Origin of the sequence: Streptomyces sp. CRCS-T-1 (genome assembly GCF_024442335.1) — a bacterium.
In the GTDB taxonomy this organism is placed as follows: Bacteria; Actinomycetota; Actinomycetes; order Streptomycetales; family Streptomycetaceae; genus Streptomyces; species Streptomyces koelreuteriae.
On sequence record NZ_CP101651.1, the window covers coordinates 1124318 to 1141150 of the forward strand.

Genomic DNA, 16833 nt, shown 5'->3' on the forward strand with positions numbered 1-16833 from the left:
CGTTCCCTCTCCTCAGGCCGCGGTGGCTAGTTCGGCGGCGCGGCGGGCGGCGCCGTCCATGGTGGTGACCTGCTGGACCAGCGGATGGGCGTGCCCGTCGAGGACGGCACGGCCCCGGGCCGCGTTGTTGCCGTCGAGGCGCACGACGAGCGGCTTGGTGAGGTGGACGGTGTCCAGGGCCCGGACGATGCCGTCGGCGACCGCGTCGCAGGCGGTGATCCCGCCGAAGACATTGACGAAGACGGACTTCACGTCCGGGTCGGAGAGGATCAGCGACAGTCCGTCCGCCATGATCTGGGCGCTCGCTCCGCCGCCGATGTCGAGGAAGTTGGCGGGGCGTGCGCCGCAGCCCGCGACCACGTCCAGGGTCGACATGACGAGTCCGGCGCCGTTGCCGATGATGCCGACCTCGCCGTCGAGCTTGACGTAGTTGAGGCCCTTGGCGGCTGCTGCGGCCTCGATGTCGTCGTCGTGTGCCCCTTCGTCGGCACCCCATCGCGCCTGTCGGAAACGGGCGTTGTCGTCGAGGGTGACCTTGCCGTCAAGGGCGAGGATCTGCCCCTGTCGGGTGCGGACGAGCGGATTCACCTCGACGAGCAGGGCGTCCTCGCGGACCAGGACGTCCCAGAGACGTACGAGGACATCGACGGTCTGCGGCGGCAGTCCGGCCGCCCGGGCGATCTCGCCCGCCTTCGCGGAGGTGACGCCCTCGGCGGGGTCGACGGGGATACGGGCCACGGCCTCCGGACGACGGGCCGCCACCTCCTCTATGTCCATGCCGCCTTCCGCCGAGGCGATCGCGAGGAAACGGCCGGCCGCGCGGTCGAGCACATAGGACACGTAGAACTCGGTATCGATGTCGACCGGTTGGGCCAGCATCACCTTTCCGACCGTGTGGCCCTTGATGTCCATGCCGAGGATCTGACGGGCGGTGAGCTCAGCGGCGGCCGGGTCGGCGGCGAGCTTCACACCGCCCGCCTTGCCGCGTCCTCCGGTCTTCACCTGCGCCTTGACCACGACCCGTCCGCCGAGGCGGCGTGCGATCTCGCGGGCTTCCTTGGCCGAGTCCGTCACCTCGGCCCGAGGCACCAAGATGCCGTGTTCTTCGAAGAGTTCCCTTGCCTGGTGTTCGTACAGGTCCATTCCGGCTCCCTGTCTGAAAGTGCCGCACGCCCCCTGGACACCACCCACCGGATGCGGGATAACAAGCTTCATACAGTATTCGTCGACTGTATGCAATGTACCGCGAGCCGTTCCAACCCCCTACGAAGGGACAGGACTTCGCCATGCCCGACGACACCCAGGACCTGATTTCCGGTGGTCATCTCGTAGCCAAGGCACTGAAGGCCGAGGGGGTCGACCGCATCTACACGCTGTGCGGCGGCCACATCATCGACATCTACGACGGCTGCGTCGACGAGGGCATCGAGGTCGTCGACGTACGCCACGAACAGGTCGCCGCCCACGCCGCCGACGGCTACGCGCGCATCACCGGCAAGCCCGGCTGCGCCGTGGTCACCGCCGGACCGGGCACGACCGACGCCGTCACCGGCGTCGCCAACGCCTTCCGCGCCGAGTCCCCCATGCTGCTGATCGGCGGTCAGGGGGCCCTCACCCAGCACAAGATGGGGTCCCTCCAGGACCTGCCGCACGTCGACATGATGAACCCCATCACCAAGTTCGCCGCGACCGTGCCGGACACGGCGCGTGCGGCGGACCTGGTCTCCATGGCGTTCCGCGAGTGCTTCCACGGCGCGCCCGGTCCCTCCTTCCTGGAGATCCCGCGCGATGTACTGGACGCCAAGGTGCCAGCGGCCAAGGCACGGGTGCCGCAGTCCGGCGCCTACCGTGCCTCGACCCGCTCGTCCGGTGACCCCGAGGCGATCGAGAGGCTCGCCGACCTGCTGGTGCACGCCGAGAAGCCGGCCATCCTGCTCGGCAGCCAGGTGTGGACGACCCGGGGCACCGAATCGGCCATCGACCTGGTGCGCACCCTGAACATCCCGGCGTACATGAACGGCGCCGGACGTGGCACCCTCCCACCCGGCGACCCGCACCACTTCCAGCTCTCGCGCCGGTACGCCTTCTCCAACGCCGACGTGATCGTCATCGTCGGCACGCCCTTCGACTTCCGCATGGGCTATGGCAAGCGCCTCTCGCCGGAGGCGACCGTCGTGCAGATCGACCTCGACTACCGCACGGTCGGCAAGAACCGCGACATCGACCTCGGCATCGTGGGCGACGCCGGGCTGGTGCTCAAAGCCGTGACCGAGGCGGCCTCCGGACGCGTCAACGGCGGTGCGTCCAGGCGCAAGGAGTGGCTGGACGAACTGCGCGCCGCCGAGCAGACCGCTCTGGAGAAGCGGCTGCCGAGCCTGCGGTCGGACGCCTCGCCCATCCACCCGTACCGCCTGGTCAGCGAGATCAACGACTTCCTCACCGAGGACTCGATCTACATCGGCGACGGCGGCGACATCGTCACCTTCTCCGGGCAGGTCGTGCAGCCCAAGTCACCCGGGCACTGGATGGACCCCGGTCCCCTGGGCACGCTCGGCGTCGGCGTCCCCTTCGTGCTCGCGGCCAAGCAGGCGCGGCCCGACAAGGAGGTCGTCGCGCTCTTCGGCGACGGCGCGTTCTCCCTCACCGGCTGGGACTTCGAGACTCTCGTCCGCTACGACCTCCCCTTCGTCGGCATCGTCGGCAACAACTCCTCCATGAACCAGATCCGCTACGGCCAGTCCGCCAAGTACGGAAAGGACCGCGAGCGGATCGGCAACACCCTCGGCGACGTCCACTACGACAAGTTCGCCCAGATGCTGGGCGGTTACGGCGAGGAGGTCCGCGACCCCGCCGACATCGGCCCGGCCCTGCGGCGCGCCCGCGAGTCCGGCAAGCCGTCCCTGATCAACGTCTGGGTCGACCCCGACGCGTACGCCCCCGGAACCATGAACCAGACCATGTACAAGTGAGGTGCCCCGATGACTGCTCCGTCCACCAAGGCCCTCGAAGGCATCCGCGTCCTGGACATGACCCACGTCCAGTCCGGGCCCTCCGCGACCCAGCTGCTCGCCTGGCTCGGCGCGGACGTCGTCAAGCTGGAGGCGCCGACCGGTGACATCACGCGCAAGCAGCTGCGTGACCTGCCGGACGTCGACTCCCTGTACTTCACGATGCTCAACTGCAACAAGCGGAGCATCACCCTCAACACCAAGACCGAACGCGGCAAGGAGATCCTCACCGAGCTGATCCGGCGCTCCGATGTCATGGTCGAGAACTTCGGACCGGGCGCGGTCGACCGGATGGGCTTCACCTGGGACCGCATCCAGGAGATCAATCCACGGATCGTCTATGCCTCCATCAAGGGGTTCGGCGAAGGCCCGTACACCAAGTTCAAGGCGTACGAGGTCGTCGCGCAGGCCATGGGCGGGTCGATGTCGACCACCGGTTTCGAGGACGGGCCGCCGCTGGCGACGGGAGCCCAGATCGGGGACTCGGGGACGGGTGTGCACGCCGTGGCGGGGATTCTCGCGGCGCTGTTCCAGCGGGAGAACACCGGGCGCGGTCAGCGGGTCAACGTGGCCATGCAGCATGCCGTCCTCAACCTCTGCCGGGTGAAGCTGAGGGACCAGCAGCGGCTGGCCCATGGCCCGCTCCGTGAATATCCCAACGACGACTTCGGCACGGAGGTTCCCAGGTCCGGAAACGCGTCCGGCGGCGGCCAGCCCGGCTGGGCGGTCAAGTGCGCGCCGGGCGGCCCGAACGACTACGTGTACGTCATCGTGCAGCCCGTCGGCTGGCAGCCGATCAGCGAGCTCATCGGCCGGCCCGAACTGGCCGAGGACCCCGAGTGGGCGACGCCCGAGGCGCGGCTGCCCAAGCTGAACAAGATGTTCCAGCTGATCGAGGAGTGGTCCTCGACGCTGCCCAAGTGGGAGGTGCTGGAGCGGCTCAACGCGCACAACATCCCGTGCGGACCGATCCTGTCCACCCGGGAGATCATCGAGGACCGGTCGCTGGTCGCCAACGAGATGGTCGTCACCGTGCCGCACCCGCAGCGGGGCGAGTTCGTGACCGTCGGCAGCCCGCTCAAGCTGTCCGACTCCCCCGTCGAGGTGACCGGTTCACCGCTGCTCGGCGAGCACAACGAAGAGGTCTACGTCGGCGAACTCGGCCTCGGCGACGAGGAAGTACGCCTGCTCAAGTCGAACGGAGTGATCTGACGTGATGGCAGAAGACCGCCTCCTGCGGGTGCGCGGCCTCCTCGACTCCGTGCGGGCCGAGGGGCGGACCGCGCTGACGGCGCCCGAGGGCAAGGTGATCGCCGACGCGTACGGGATCGCCGTACCGGGCGAGGAGCTGGCGACCGACGTCGAGGAGGCCGTGGCGTTCGCGGCGCGCTTCGGCGGGCCCGTCGTGATGAAGATCGTCTCGCCGGACATCCTGCACAAGACCGACGCGGGCGGGGTCGTCGTCGGCGTCGAGGGCGCCGCGGACGTACGGGCCGCGTTCCACACCATTGTCGACAACGCGCGTGCCTACGACGCCGCTGCCCGTATCGACGGTGTGCAGGTGCAGGAGCTGCTGCCGAAGGGGCAGGAGGTCATCGTCGGGGCGGTCACGGACCCGACGTTCGGGAAGGTGGTCGCGTTCGGGCTCGGCGGGGTGCTCGTCGAGGTCCTGAAGGACGTCACCTTCCGGCTCGCTCCGGTGGACGCCGACGAGGCGCTGTCGATGCTGGACTCGATCCGCTCGGCGGAGATCCTGCGCGGGGTGCGCGGCCAGGCGGGTGTGGACCGGTGGGCCGTGGCCGAGCAGATCCGCCGGGTGTCCGAACTCGTCGCGGACTTCCCGGAGATCGCCGAGGTGGACCTCAATCCGGTGATCGCGACGGCGGAGGGGGCCGTCGCGGCCGACATCCGGGTGATCCTCGCCGAGTCGCAGCCCCCGCCGCGCCGGCGGTACTCCAGGGACGAGATCCTCACGTCCATGCGCCGGCTGATGCAGCCGAGCTCGGTCGCCGTGATCGGCGCCTCCAACGAGCAGGGCAAGATCGGCAACTCCGTGATGCGCAACCTCGTCGACGGGGGCTTCGCCGGGGACATCCACCCGGTGAATCCCAAGGCCGATGACATCCTGGGCCGCAAGGCGTACAAGAGTGTCACGGACGTTCCCGGTGAGGTGGATGTGGCGGTCTTCGCGATCCCCGCCAAGTTCGTGGCCTCGGCCCTGGAGGAGGTGGGACGCAAGAAGATCCCGAACGCCGTGCTGATCCCCTCCGGCTTCGCCGAGACCGGCGAGCACGAACTCCAGGCGGAGATCGTGGAGATCGCCGAGCGGCACGGCGTACGGCTGCTGGGTCCGAACATCTACGGCTACTACTCCACCTGGCAGGACCTCTGCGCCACGTTCTGCACGCCGTACGACGTCAAGGGCGGGGTCGCTCTGACGTCGCAGTCGGGCGGCATCGGGATGGCCATCCTGGGGTTCGCCCGCACCACCAAGACGGGTGTGTCGGCGATCGTCGGGCTCGGCAACAAGTCGGACCTGGACGAGGACGACCTGCTGACGTGGTTCGGGGAGGACCCCAACACCCAGTGCATCGCGATGCACCTGGAGGACCTCAAGGACGGTCGCGCGTTCGTGGAGGCCGCGCGGGCGACCGTGCCGAAGAAGCCGGTCGTAGTACTCAAGGCGGGGCGTACGGCGGCAGGCGCGAAGGCGGCCGGTTCGCACACCGGTGCCCTGGCGGGCGACGACGCCGTGTACGACGACATCCTGCGGCAGGCCGGGGTCATCCGGGCCCCCGGGCTGAACGAGATGCTGGAGTACGCGCGCGCGTTGCCGGTGCTTCCCGCCCCCCAGGGCGACAACGTCGTCATCATCACGGGGGCCGGCGGCAGCGGCGTGCTCCTCTCGGACGCGGTGACGGACAACGGCCTGTCGCTGATGGAGATCCCACCCGACCTGGACGAGGCGTTCCGGAAGTTCATCCCGCCCTTCGGGGCCGCGGGCAACCCGGTGGACATCACCGGGGGCGAGCCGCCGTCGACGTACGAGGCGACGATCCGGCTGGGCATGGAGGACCCGCGCATCCACGCGCTCGTCCTCGGCTACTGGCACACCATCGTCACTCCTCCGATGGTCTTCGCGGAGCTCACCGCGCGCGTGGTGGCCGAGTTCCGGGAGCGCGGGATCGAGAAGCCCGTCGTGGCATCACTCGCGGGCGATGTGGAGGTCGAGGAGGCCTGCCAGTACCTCTTCGAGCGCGGGGTCGTGGCGTACCCGTACACGACCGAGAAGCCGGTGGCCGTGCTCGGCGCCAAGTACCGCTGGGCGCGGGAGGCGGGGGTGCTGGGGGGCGGTACATGAGGTGAGGGAGCGGGGGCCGGCCGACGGTGCGCGTCGGCCGGCCCCGGGACCCGTACGCGCACGAAAGGCATGGGACAGGGGGCGCTGGCCAGATCTTTCGACGCAAGGGGTGCAATCCACGTGACAACCACCGACGTTCCACGGGTCGCCGCCTATCGCGAGCTGACCGACAAGAACGGACGCGTCTATCGCGTCGGCGAGTCCGACATCGACATCATGGGGCGCAAACGCAAGTGGATGGTGATCCTGCCCTGGATCGGCATGATGGGCATCTCCTCCGCCGAGTACGCGTTCGCGTCCGCCGAGGACACCCTGCACACGGCGCACAGCTGGAACAGCATGCACATCTTCTGGATGATGACCGTCTGGGTCTTCTTCCAGGCCGCGGTGGCCTTCCCGGCGGGCAAGCTGCGTGAGAGCGGCAGGCTGCCGGCCCGCTGGGCGATGATGTGCGGAGCGACGGGCACCCTGCTGGGCTATCTGTCGCTGGCGTTCGCGCCGCACGTCGTCTTCGCCTACATCGGCTTCAGCATGTTCAGCGGCATGGGCGCGGGCATGGTGTACGCCACCTGCGTCAACATGGTCGGCAAGTGGTATCCGGAGCGCAAGGGTGGCAAGACCGGCTTCGTCAACGGCGGTTTCGCCTACGGCTCGGTGCCCTTCGTCTTCCTCTTCAACGGCTACATGGACCTGACCAACTTCCGCTGGGTGCTGGTCTCGGTGGGCGTGTTCCTGGCCGGAATCGTGGCGGTCTCCGGCTACTTCTTCAAGGACCCGCCGAAGAACTGGTGGCCCTCGGCGATCGACCCGCTGAACCCGCCCGCCGACCCGCGTGCGGCCCGCTCGCTGCGGATGAACCCGCCGGCGGTCCACCAGTACTCCCCCAAGGAGGCGTGGAAGACCGGCCGGGTGGCCCTGATGTGGTTCTGTCTGGCGTGCACGTCCGGCGTGAACATCTTCGGTATCGCCTTCCAGGTGGACATCGGCGAGGAGGCCGGGTTCGCGGGCGGGATCGTGGCCACGGCCATGTCCCTGAAGGCGATCGTCAACGGAACCGGCCGCGGCGTCATCGGCTGGCTCTCCGACCTCTATGGCCGCAAGCGGTGCCTGCTCGCCGTGTGCGTCATCCTGGGCCTCGCCCAGTTCGGCATCCTCTGGTCGGCGGACAGCAAGAACCTGACCCTGTTCTTGATCTTCTCGGCGATCTCCGGCTTCGGAGGCGGCGCCATCTTCCCGATGTTCGCGGCCCTCACCGCGGACTACTTCGGCGAGAACAACAACGCGTCCAACTACGGCATGGTCTACAGCGCCAAGCTCGTCTCCGGTCTGGGCGCGGGTATGGGTGCCGTGGTCGTCGGTGCCTGGGGGCACTCGGGTGCCTTCATCCTGGCCGGCTCGATCTCGCTCTTCGCCGGCTGCGTGGCCCTGTTCCTCTCCCCGCCGGGACGCGACAAGGAAGAGAGCCGCGTCGTCCCCAATCCCCAACCGCTCGGCGAGGACACGGCCTGATCGTGACGCGCCCGGACAGGGCTCGTGGGCTGGCCGTCCCACGCGTGAGGAGGCCCCTCCCGATGCGGGAGGGGCCTCCTCATGCCACTACGGCTTTCAGCACTTCTCTCTCAGGGAGTGCAGGTGCGCGCTGGACCGGCGCGCGAAGGTGAACGACTCGGCCGGGTTGTCGTGCTCGGCCTGCCAGTGGTGGGCCATGCGGTGGCCGCGCAGCCGGGTGACGGCGGAGATGAAGCGCTGGTAGTCGATGTCGCCGTCGCCCACGTCGGTCATGTTGTAGCCGTAGGGGTTCGACGGGTCGCTCTCGCCGTCCTTCACATGGAACAGCGGGTAGCGGTCCGGCCGCTTGAGGACGTAGTTCAGCGGTTCGAAGGGCGCAGGCTTGCCGTCGGGCCGCTTGGAGAAGCGGAACTGGCCGACGTACGCCCAGTAGATGTCCATCTCCAGGTAGACGAGGTCCGGGTCGGTCTCCTTGAGCAGGATGTCGTAGAGGCGGACCTTGGGGTTGTCCGTCGCGAAGGAGAACTCCTCGGAGTGGTTGTGCTGGTAGAACTTCATGCCCCGGGCCTTCGCCGCCGCGCCGTAGGTGTTGAAGTCCTCGGCGGCGCGCTTCCAGGCGTCGACGGTGGAGCCGTAGCGGAACGGGCCCGAGGCCGTGCCGATGTGCTTGAGGCCGAGGGCCTGGGCGTCGTCGAGGACCTTGGTGAGGTTCTGGGCGAAGGTGTAGGCGTTCTGGTCGTTGGAGTAGTAGCCGACATGGCTGCCGATCGGGTTCAGGCCGTGGTTGCGGGCCAGCCGCTTGAGCTGGGCGAGCGTGATGGGGCCCGCGGAGCCCTGGGTGTAGCCGGCGAACTCGACCTCGTCGTAGCCGTACCTCTCCAGCTCGGCGAAGACGGGGCCGAAGCCGAGGGTGGAGACCTTGTCGCGCAGGCTGTAGAGCTGGATACCGAGGCGGCCGGGCGGCAGGACGGGGCGGCCCCGGCCCTTGGCTCCGGACGCGGTGCCGGTGGCGCCTGTGTTGCCGGTGGTGGCGGTCGCACTGCCGGTGGCGGCCGTCGCGGGGGCCGCGGCGCCGAGCAGGGCGGCGGCGGTGGCTCCGGCGGCCACGCCGAGCATGCCGCGTCTGCTGAGGCGGTGGGTGAGCTCGGGATCGGGCTGGGAGAAGCGGCTCATGCGTGGAACTCCTCGTGATCGCGGGGCGTTGTCAGTGGTGAGTGCTTCACTTGTGACCAGTCGGGACTCAGGCTCTTTCCTCAGCCGAGACCGGCGAGTTCGAGCAGCAGTGACTTCACATCGGTGGCCGCGACGCGGTCACCGACAGCACGGGGGGTGGAGCAGATGAGGAGCGGACCGTCGTCGTCGCTCTCCGGGAGGCGGCCGTGGCTGCCGCGAATAGGTGAGGGGTCCAGGGGCACGACCGCCATGCGGTAGCGCATGCCGAGTTTCTTGCGCGCCAGTGCGGTGGCCGCCTTGACCTTGACGTAGGGGTCGAGGGGATCCATGAAGAGTTCGACCGGGTCGTAGCCGGGTTTGCGGTGGATCTCGACGAGCTGGGCGAAGTCGGGCGCGTGGGCGTCGTCGAGCCAGTAGTAGTACGTGAACCAGGCGTCGGCTTCCGCCACGGCAACGAGTTCTCCCGCGCGCGGATGGTCGAGGTGATGGGCCTTCTTGCCCTCGTCGTCGAGGAGTTGGCCGAGGCCGGGCAGTCCGTCGAGGGCGGCCCGGGTGGCTTCGAGGTCCTCGGGGCGGCGCACATAGACATGGGAGATCTGGTGGTCGGCGACCGCGAAGGCACGTGACGCCATCGGGTCGAGGTACTCCATGCCCTCCTGCGTGTGCACTTCCAGCAGGCCGGCGCGGCGCAGAGCGCGGTTGATGTCGACGGGCCGGCTCACCCGGGTGATGCCGTACTCGGACAGCGCGACGACCGTGCGGCCCTCGGCGCGGGCGTCGTCCAGGAGCGGGGCCAGGGCGGCGTCCAGATCGGCGGCCGCCTTCAGGGAGCGCGGGTCGTCGGGGCCGAAGCGCTGCAGATCGTAGTCGAGGTGAGGGAGGTAGCAGAGCGTCAGATCGGGGTGCCGGGTGCGGTTGATATGGCGGGTCGCGTCGATGATCCACCGGCTGGAGACGAGGTCGGCTCCGGGGCCCCAGAAATGGAAAAGGGGGAACGTGCCGAGCTTTTCGGTGAGTTCATCGTGCAGTGCGGCCGGCCGGGTGTAGCAGTCGGGTTCCTTGCGGCCGTCGGCGTAGTAGACCGGACGGGGGGTGACGGTGAAGTCGGTGTCGGCGCCCATGGCGTACCACCAGCAGATGTTCGCGACGGTGTAGCCGGGGTGGGCACGGCGGGCGGCGTCCCAGAGCTTGTCGCCGGCCACGAGCCCGTTGTGCTGGCGCCACAGGAGGACATCGCCGAGTTCGCGGAAGTACCAGCCGTTGCCGACGATGCCGTGCTCCGAGGGCATGGTGCCGGTGAGGAACGTGGACTGGGCGGCACAGGTGACGGCGGGCAGGACGGTGCCCAGCGGGGCGCGGGAGCCGGACTGGCCGAGCGCCTTGAGACGGGGCATGTGGTCGAGGAGACGGGGGGTGAGGCCGACGACGTCTAGGACGAGGAGGGGTGTGGGGCCTGCCGGGGTCGGGCGGATGCCCGGGGCAGATGGGGCGGTGCCCGGGGCGTCGGCGCCTGGGACGGAAGGGCCGGTGCCCGGGGCGTCGGCGCCTGGGACGGAAGGGCCGGTGCCCGGGGCGGAAGCGTGGGTGCTCACGGCAGCTCCTTCAGGCCGAGGTCCGTCAGCAGGTCTCGGGCGAGGGTGAGTTCGGCGGCGATGCCCTCGGTGAGCTGGGCGCGGCCCCGGGGGCGCAGTTCGGACGGGAGGGCCTGCCAGGTGTAGGTCTCGACCTCCAGGTGGCGGGTGAGCGGGGCCGAGCCGCCGACGAGCCGGGTCAGTGCGGACTTCAGGACCGGAAGTGTGGAGGTGAGGGGCGCGGCGGGGGCCGCGTGCAGGGGGACGTGGAAGTGGGCGCGCCAGGGTGCGCCGTCCGGCAGGGCGTGGCCCGCCAGGGCCTCGTCGAGGTCGTCGGTGGCGCGCAGCCCCGCGGCGGTGGCGGTGCGGGTCTGGTGCAGGAAACGGGGTTCGGCGAACGCGGCGAGAGCCTCGCGGACCTCGGGCAGATGGGGGTGTTCGGCATGCAGGGCGGCGGAGAGCTGGGATTTGACGACGGGGACACGGGCCTCGGTGAGGGCGTCCAGGGCGGTGTCCGGATCTTCGAAGGAGGTGGCGAGATGGCAGGTGTCGACACAGATGCCGATGCGGTCGTGGCCGATCGCGGTGAGCGGGGCGATGGCGTCGCGGGTGGTCTCGACGACGCAGCCGGGTTCCGGTTCCAGGCCGACGCGGATGGAGCGCCCGGTCAGTTCCTCGATGGCGTCGAGGCGTTCGGCGAGGGTGCGCAGGGCGGTGTGGGCGGTCTCCGCGCGCTCGTCGTCGTACGCGGTGCGCCAGGCGAGGGGCAGGGTCGAGATGGTGCCCTCGGCCACGTCGTCGGGGAGGAGCCCCGCAAGGACCCGGGCCAGAGCGCTGGTGTGGTCGAGGCGTTCCGGGTCGGCCCAGTCCGGCTTGTAGACGCGGTATTTGACCTCCTCGGCCCCGAAGCCCTCATAGGGGAAGCCGTTGAGGGTGACGACCTCGAGGCCGCGCCGGTCGAGCTCGGTGCGCAGGCCGCGCAGCGCGGACGGGTCGCTTACGAGGACCCGGGCGGCGTCCTTGGCGAGCCACAGCCCGATGCCGAGCCGGTCGCGGCCCAGTCGGCGGCGGACGGGCTCGCAGTGGTCGCGGAGCTGGGCGAGGACCCCGTCGAGGGTTTCGGCGGGGTGGACGTTGGTGCAGTAGGCGAGGTGGACCGTGGAACCGTCGGGGTGGCGGAAGCGCATGGTTCACGCCTCCGCGACGGGGACGCGGGCCGGCTCGTCGCCGCCTCCCGGGCCGGGATCCGGCTCGTGCGGATCCTTCGGGGCGCCACGGAGGATGGAGTTGCCCTCATGGGTGGGCTCCGTGCCGGCGACGTCGAGGTTCAGACGGCCGCTCAGCCCGTAGAAGGCGACGGGGTTGCGCCACAGCACCCGGTCGACGTCGTCCTCGGTGAAGCCCTCGGCCAGCATCAGGTCGCCGACCTTGCGGGTCTTGAGGGGGTCGCTCTTTCCCCAGTCGGCGGCGGAGTTCACCAGGACCTGCTCGGTGCCGTAGGCGCGCAGGATCGCGATCATCCGTTCCTCGTCCATCTTGGTGTCCGGATAGACGGAGAAGCCCAGCCAGCAGCCGCTGTCCTTGGCCTCCTTGACGGTGGTCTCGTTGAGGTGGTCGACCAGGACGCGCTCGGGGGGCAGGGCGGACTCCCGGACGGCGTCGAGGGTGCGGCGCAGTCCGGCGAGCTTGTCGCGGTGCGGGGTGTGGACCAGGGCGGGCAGGCCGTGGTCGGCGGCGAGCTGGAGCTGCGTGGCGAGGGCGGTGTCCTCGGCGGGGGTCATCGAGTCATAGCCGATCTCGCCGACGGCCACGACGTTGTCCTTGACGAGATACCGGGGCAGTTCGTCGAGGACGGGCGCGCAGCGCGGGTCGTTCGCCTCCTTGGGGTTGAGGGCGATCGTGCAGTGGTGCGCGATGCCGTACTGGGCGGCGCGGAAAGGCTCCCAGCCGAGCAGGGCGTCGAAGTAGTCGCGGAAGGAGGCGGGCGAGGTGCGGGGCTGGCCGAGCCAGAAGGAGGGCTCGACGACGGCGCGGACGCCCGCGGCGTACATGGCCTCGTAGTCGTCGGTGGTCCGGGAGGTCATGTGGATGTGGGGGTCGAAGATGCGCATCAGGACTCCTTGCCGTGGGGGTGGTCCGTGCCGGGGGCCGGGGTCACGGACTCGGTCAGGTCCAGGACGCGATACAGGTCCTCGGGGACGGTGCGGCCGGCGGCGGTGCGCTCGGCGGCGTAGTCGCCCAGCATGCGGGCGAGTTCGCCGTCGCCGTGGGCGCGCCGGGGCAGGTCGGCCACGTGCTCGACGGGCACGCCGGTGAACAGGCACTTCAGCACGGCGTGGCGCCAGTCGTGCGCGGCCAGGTGCCGGGCGGCGTACGGACCGACGGCGGCGGTGAGGAGCCGGGTGTCGTTGGTGCGCAGGGCATCCTCGACGAGCGGGAGGGCGCCGGGGCCGGACACGAGGTGGGGCAGGGCGTGCAGGACGGCGCGGCGCTCGTCGGCGGTGCCCTGGAAGTACACCCGGGTCAGGGCGTCGGTACCGGCGCGGGCCGCGTGGAGGACGAGCACCCGGGCGGCGTCGGCGTGCTCGGCACCGCAGCGGCGGCCGGCCTCGGCGAGACGCAGCTCCCAGGGGGAAATGGGGCCGTGGATGCCGGGGTGGGCGGCGGCCTCGTCGAGGGCGTGCTCGAGCCAGGTGCGGGCGTCGGGGTCGAGTCGGGTGATGAGGCCGCTGTGGAGATCGGCAAGTGACGGGAGGGTGGTGAGGGCGGTGCCGGGGGTGGATCGGCCGGTGTGGGTTCTGGTGCTCGGGGCGTCCTGGGTGCTCTCGGTTCTCGCCGCGGGCGTGGCGCGGGGGTGGGTCATCTGCTGCTCCCTTCAGGGGTGGCGGAGGGAGCGCCGTGGGGTGGCGCGGCCTGCTGGAGGGCCGGAGCGGGGTGGGGCGACGCGGTGGCCGCGACCTGCTCGGCGTGGCGGAGGAACGGGAGGGAGTGGGCGGCGAAGTGCGGCCCGGCATGGGAGTGGCGGGGCAGCTCGACGACGGTCAGGCCCTGGTAGCCGGTGGCGGCGAGGGCCGCCAGGAGCGGCGGGAAGTCGATCTCCCCGTCCCCGAAGGGGAGGTGCTCGTGGACGCCGCGCCGCATGTCCTCGATCTGGACGTGGCGCAGCCAGGGGGCGGCGGCGCGCACGCAGTCGGCGGGAGAGAGGGGTTCGAGGCACTGGCAGTGGCCGAGATCGAGCGTGAGACCGAGCGGCTCGGGGTCGCCGAGTATGCGGCGAAGGTGGTGGAAGTCGGCCAGGGTGGCGAGGAGGTGGCCTGGTTCGGGTTCGACGGCGAGCGGGATGCCTGCGGAGGCGGCTGCGTCCAGGACGGGCGTGAGGGTGTCTGCGAGACGCTTCCACGCGGTGTCCGGGTCGGTGCCCTCCGGGAGGACGCCGCTGAAGCAGTGGACCGCGTGGGCGCCGAGGTCTGCGGCGACCCGCACGGCAGCGACGAGGAGGTCGGCCCGGCGCGCCCGGTCGCCGGGGTCCGGGTCCAGGAGGGAGGGGCCGTGCTTGCGGCGCGGGTCGAGCACATAGCGGGCGCCCGTCTCCACCGTGACACCCAGGCCGAGCGCGTCCAGCCGCCGGGCGACCCGTCGGGTGCGGGCGGCGAGGTCGGGGGCGAGGGGGTCGAGGTGCATGTGGTCGAGGGTCAGCCCGACGCCGTCGTAGCCGAGATCGGCGAGGAGGGAGAGCGCGTCGTCGAGCCGGAGGTCGGCCAGACCGTTGGTGCCGTAGCCGAAGCGGAGGGGCTGGAGGGGTTGCAGAGGCTTACGGGATTGGGGCGGCTGAGAGGGGTGGAGCGGCTGGTGGGGGTCGAGAGGAGAGTTCTCCGGAGTCACGTCACACTCACCTTCTTCGCGAACCTCGCTCCCAGCGGGGCCAGGGCCGCGATGAGGAGGGCCGTGGCCGTGCCCTTGGAGCGGGCGGTCAGGGTGGCCTGAAGGGGGATCGTGGCGCGGACGCCGGCGCCGACGGCCCGTTGGGTGAGGGGAGGTGAGGGGTTGAGCGTGGCGTGGAAGTAGGGGCGGGCGGTGGCCGCGACGTAGGCGGCCGCGAGCGCGGTGGTGACCGCCATGCCGCTCTCCTGCCGCGGCCTCGCGGGACTGAGGTGTGCCGCGGGCTTCCGGCCGAGCACAGGTCCTGGAGGCCGAGTCGCTCCTGGCCCGAGAGGACCAAGAGCGGTTGTCCCCCGGCGCTCCGAAGGGCGGTGCGTCACCACACGGGTCAGCAAGGCGGTCGTCACGAGGGCCGCCAAGGGGGCCAGAGGCGTACCGCCCTGGGCTTCCTGGCGGGAGACCGTCGTGACGGCCAGTGTGTGGGTGCCGAGGAGGGCCGCTGAGGGGAGTGCGGGTCGGGTGCGGCCGGTCGTCGCGGCGGCTCCCAGGAGCAGGTCGAGTCCACGCGCCGCGGCCATGGCGACGGGGCCCGCGGGGGTGTGCTTCAGGCCGAGGTCGTACGCCCAGACGGTTGCCGCGAGGGGCGCGGCGACGGCCAGGGCGGGGCGGCCGGCGCGGGAGGCCAGGGCCAGTCCGGCGCCGGTGAGGGCGCAGGCCGCCGTGAGCGCGGCGGCCGGGCTGATGCGGCCGGAGGGAAGGGGGCGGTGTGGGCGTTCGACGGCGTCGATGGCGCGGTCCGCCCAGTCGTTGAGGGCCATGCCGGCCTCGTAGAGACAGAGGGAGGAGCCGATGGCGAGCAGGGTGCGGGCGTTGGGTGCCGCGCCGGTCGCGGCCGTGCCGGCCAAGGCGTCGCCCGGGACGCTGAACAGGGCGGGCAGACGGAGGAGTTCGGCCCAGGCGCGTCCGCGCGGTGACCGGCCGGTGCAGGTGCAGGGGGCCGTGTCGCCGGTGCCGGATCGAGGAGCGGCTGTGGACGAGCCCGCAGAGCATCCGCAAGAGCTGTCGCGAGGCGTCACAGGGCATCCCCCGCGTCGTCACGGCGCTCCTCCGCCGACCCCACATCCCGCCGGTCCTCTGCACCGGTCCGCCCCAGGCTCCGGCCGAACCGGACCAGTTCCTCGTACTGCTCGGCGAGGCCTGACGGCCCCTCCCCCACGGGGTCCTTGAAGTAGAAGCCGAGGGCGTCGAGCGGACCGGACAGGCCGGTCTCGTGGGCTCGGAGGGTCAGCCGGGCCAGGTCCAGGACCAGGGGTGCGGCGAGCGCCGAGTCGCAGCCCTGCCAGATGGTCTGGAGGATCATGCGGGTGCCGAGGAAGCCGTCGAAGGCGATGTGGTCCCAGGCGGTCTTCCAGTCGCCGAGGGCCGGGACGTCGTCGATGTGGACCTCGCCCTCGGGGACGGTGCCGAGGGTGTCGGCGAGGACGCGTTCCTTGCCGGCGTTCTTCGCCGCGGCGGCGGCCGGGTCGGCGAGGGCGGCGCCGTCGCCGCCGCCGAGCAGGTTCGTGCCGGACCAGGCCCGGACCCTCAGGGCCCGTTGCGCGAACATCGGGCCCAGCACGGCCCGCAGCAGGGTCTGGCCGGTCTTGCCGTCCCGGCCGGCGTACGGCAGGCCGCTTCGCTCGGACTCGCGGGCGGCGGTGGGGTGGTGGATGCCTTCGGAGGGGGTGAAGTTGACGTACGGGCAGCCGGCGCGCAGGGCCGCCAGGGCGTACAGGGTGCTGGCGGGGAGAGGGGCGTCGGGTCCCTGGGACGCGGGTTCGGTGGAGGCGACGTTCACCACCACGGTCCGCTCCAGGGCGTGGCGGTGCGCGAAGTCGCTTATGTCGGCGGCGAAGGCCGTGATCAGTTCGGCCTCGCTCCTGGTGTCCCCCGGGGTGGGGCCACCGGGCCTGATCTCCCGGTCGGCGGCGGCGAGGTCGGCGGCGACGGCGGTGGCGACGCCCGGTGGGAGGACGCCGCCGGCGGTCAGGGTCTCGGCGTGTTTGGGGAGGGGGCAGTCGAGGGTGTCGTGGCCGCCGAAGACCAGGTCGGAGAGCGCGGGCAGGGCGCTGTCGGTGAACGCCGGGGTCTCGGTGACCATGCCGGTGGGCGGGTGCAGTCCGGCGGTGATGGCGGCGCACCCCGTGACGACGGTGGTGGCGACGGAGCCTCGGGCTCCGATCAGCCACACCCCCACACGCGGTCGGGAGAGGGACGCGGACATGGGCAGCCTCCTGGTCGTGCGCGAACCCGAGGGGGGAAGGGAGACGGCGGGCGGGGGTCCGGCGTCCCC

The 16833-nt window shown here is 71.0% G+C and carries 13 protein-coding genes; 4 read left to right on the forward strand and 9 right to left on the reverse strand.

What is annotated here, in order from left to right:
• Positions 1–12: 12 nt before the first annotated feature.
• Complete coding sequence (sucC, locus tag NNW99_RS05025) at positions 13–1143, reverse strand: ADP-forming succinate--CoA ligase subunit beta (protein WP_215117484.1); 1131 nt, start codon at positions 1141–1143, stop codon at positions 13–15.
• A 143-nt stretch (positions 1144–1286) separates the two neighbouring features.
• On the opposite strand from sucC, the gene NNW99_RS05030 reads away from it, so the two are divergent.
• From NNW99_RS05030 to NNW99_RS05045, 4 genes are all read left to right on the forward strand, one after another.
• A complete protein-coding gene (locus NNW99_RS05030) occupies positions 1287–2969 on the forward strand; it encodes a thiamine pyrophosphate-binding protein (RefSeq protein ID WP_215117485.1) in 1683 nt (560 codons plus the stop codon).
• 9 nt (positions 2970–2978) lie between these two features.
• Positions 2979–4220, forward strand: coding sequence for a formyl-CoA transferase (gene frc / locus NNW99_RS05035; protein ID WP_215117486.1), 1242 nt, complete (start codon positions 2979–2981; stop codon positions 4218–4220).
• 4 nt (positions 4221–4224) lie between these two features.
• Positions 4225–6369 carry an acetate--CoA ligase family protein gene (locus tag NNW99_RS05040; RefSeq protein ID WP_215117487.1) on the forward strand — a complete coding sequence of 715 codons (2145 nt, stop codon included), beginning with the start codon at positions 4225–4227 and terminating at the stop codon, positions 6367–6369.
• A gap of 120 nt (positions 6370–6489) precedes the next feature.
• Complete coding sequence (locus tag NNW99_RS05045) at positions 6490–7878, forward strand: OFA family MFS transporter (RefSeq protein WP_215117488.1); 1389 nt, start codon at positions 6490–6492, stop codon at positions 7876–7878.
• Positions 7879–7974: 96 nt separating this feature from the next.
• On the opposite strand, the gene NNW99_RS05050 is transcribed toward NNW99_RS05045, so the two are convergent.
• The 8 genes from NNW99_RS05050 to NNW99_RS05085 all read right to left on the reverse strand — a co-directional run bounded on the left by NNW99_RS05050 (position 7975) and on the right by NNW99_RS05085 (position 16764).
• Positions 7975–9051, reverse strand: a complete 1077-nt coding sequence (locus NNW99_RS05050) for a sugar phosphate isomerase/epimerase (RefSeq protein WP_215117489.1) — start codon at positions 9049–9051, stop codon at positions 7975–7977.
• An 80-nt stretch (positions 9052–9131) separates the two neighbouring features.
• Positions 9132–10523, reverse strand: coding sequence for a nucleotide pyrophosphatase/phosphodiesterase family protein (locus NNW99_RS05055; protein WP_215124152.1), 1392 nt, complete (start codon positions 10521–10523; stop codon positions 9132–9134).
• 116 nt (positions 10524–10639) lie between these two features.
• A complete protein-coding gene (gene eboE, locus NNW99_RS05060) occupies positions 10640–11809 on the reverse strand; it encodes a metabolite traffic protein EboE (RefSeq protein WP_215117490.1) in 1170 nt (389 codons plus the stop codon).
• A gap of 3 nt (positions 11810–11812) precedes the next feature.
• A complete protein-coding gene (locus tag NNW99_RS05065; protein WP_215117491.1) occupies positions 11813–12733 on the reverse strand; it encodes a TatD family hydrolase in 921 nt (306 codons plus the stop codon).
• Positions 12733–13485: an EboA domain-containing protein gene (locus NNW99_RS05070; RefSeq protein WP_215117492.1), complete on the reverse strand. Its 753-nt coding sequence runs from the start codon at positions 13483–13485 to the stop codon at positions 12733–12735. The genes NNW99_RS05065 and NNW99_RS05070 overlap by 1 nt, the downstream gene beginning before the upstream one ends.
• Positions 13482–14429, reverse strand: coding sequence for a sugar phosphate isomerase/epimerase (locus tag NNW99_RS05075; protein WP_215124153.1), 948 nt, complete (start codon positions 14427–14429; stop codon positions 13482–13484). Before NNW99_RS05075 ends, NNW99_RS05070 begins: the two co-directional genes overlap by 4 nt.
• Positions 14430–14500: 71 nt before the next feature.
• Positions 14501–15577 (reverse strand): SCO3242 family prenyltransferase, encoded by a 1077-nt coding sequence (locus tag NNW99_RS05080; RefSeq protein ID WP_215117493.1) that lies wholly within the window; start codon positions 15575–15577, stop codon positions 14501–14503.
• Positions 15574–16764, reverse strand: a complete 1191-nt coding sequence (locus tag NNW99_RS05085; protein WP_215117494.1) for an inositol-3-phosphate synthase — start codon at positions 16762–16764, stop codon at positions 15574–15576. The genes NNW99_RS05080 and NNW99_RS05085 overlap by 4 nt, the downstream gene beginning before the upstream one ends.
• Positions 16765–16833: the final 69 nt, after the last annotated feature.

Bases quoted from the DNA above. Each gene is read 5' to 3' on its own strand.
- sucC (WP_215117484.1), bottom strand. From the start codon at position 1,143: ATGGACCTGTACGAACACCAGGCAAGGGAACTCTTCGAAGAACACGGC.
- NNW99_RS05030 (WP_215117485.1), top strand. From the start codon at position 1,287: ATGCCCGACGACACCCAGGACCTGATTTCCGGTGGTCATCTCGTAGCC.
- frc (WP_215117486.1), top strand. From the start codon at position 2,979: ATGACTGCTCCGTCCACCAAGGCCCTCGAAGGCATCCGCGTCCTGGAC.
- NNW99_RS05040 (WP_215117487.1), top strand. From the start codon at position 4,225: ATGGCAGAAGACCGCCTCCTGCGGGTGCGCGGCCTCCTCGACTCCGTG.
- NNW99_RS05050 (WP_215117489.1), bottom strand. From the start codon at position 9,051: ATGAGCCGCTTCTCCCAGCCCGATCCCGAGCTCACCCACCGCCTCAGC.
- eboE (WP_215117490.1), bottom strand. From the start codon at position 11,809: ATGCGCTTCCGCCACCCCGACGGTTCCACGGTCCACCTCGCCTACTGC.
- NNW99_RS05065 (WP_215117491.1), bottom strand. From the start codon at position 12,733: ATGCGCATCTTCGACCCCCACATCCACATGACCTCCCGGACCACCGAC.
- NNW99_RS05070 (WP_215117492.1), bottom strand. From the start codon at position 13,485: ATGACCCACCCCCGCGCCACGCCCGCGGCGAGAACCGAGAGCACCCAG.
- NNW99_RS05085 (WP_215117494.1), bottom strand. From the start codon at position 16,764: ATGTCCGCGTCCCTCTCCCGACCGCGTGTGGGGGTGTGGCTGATCGGA.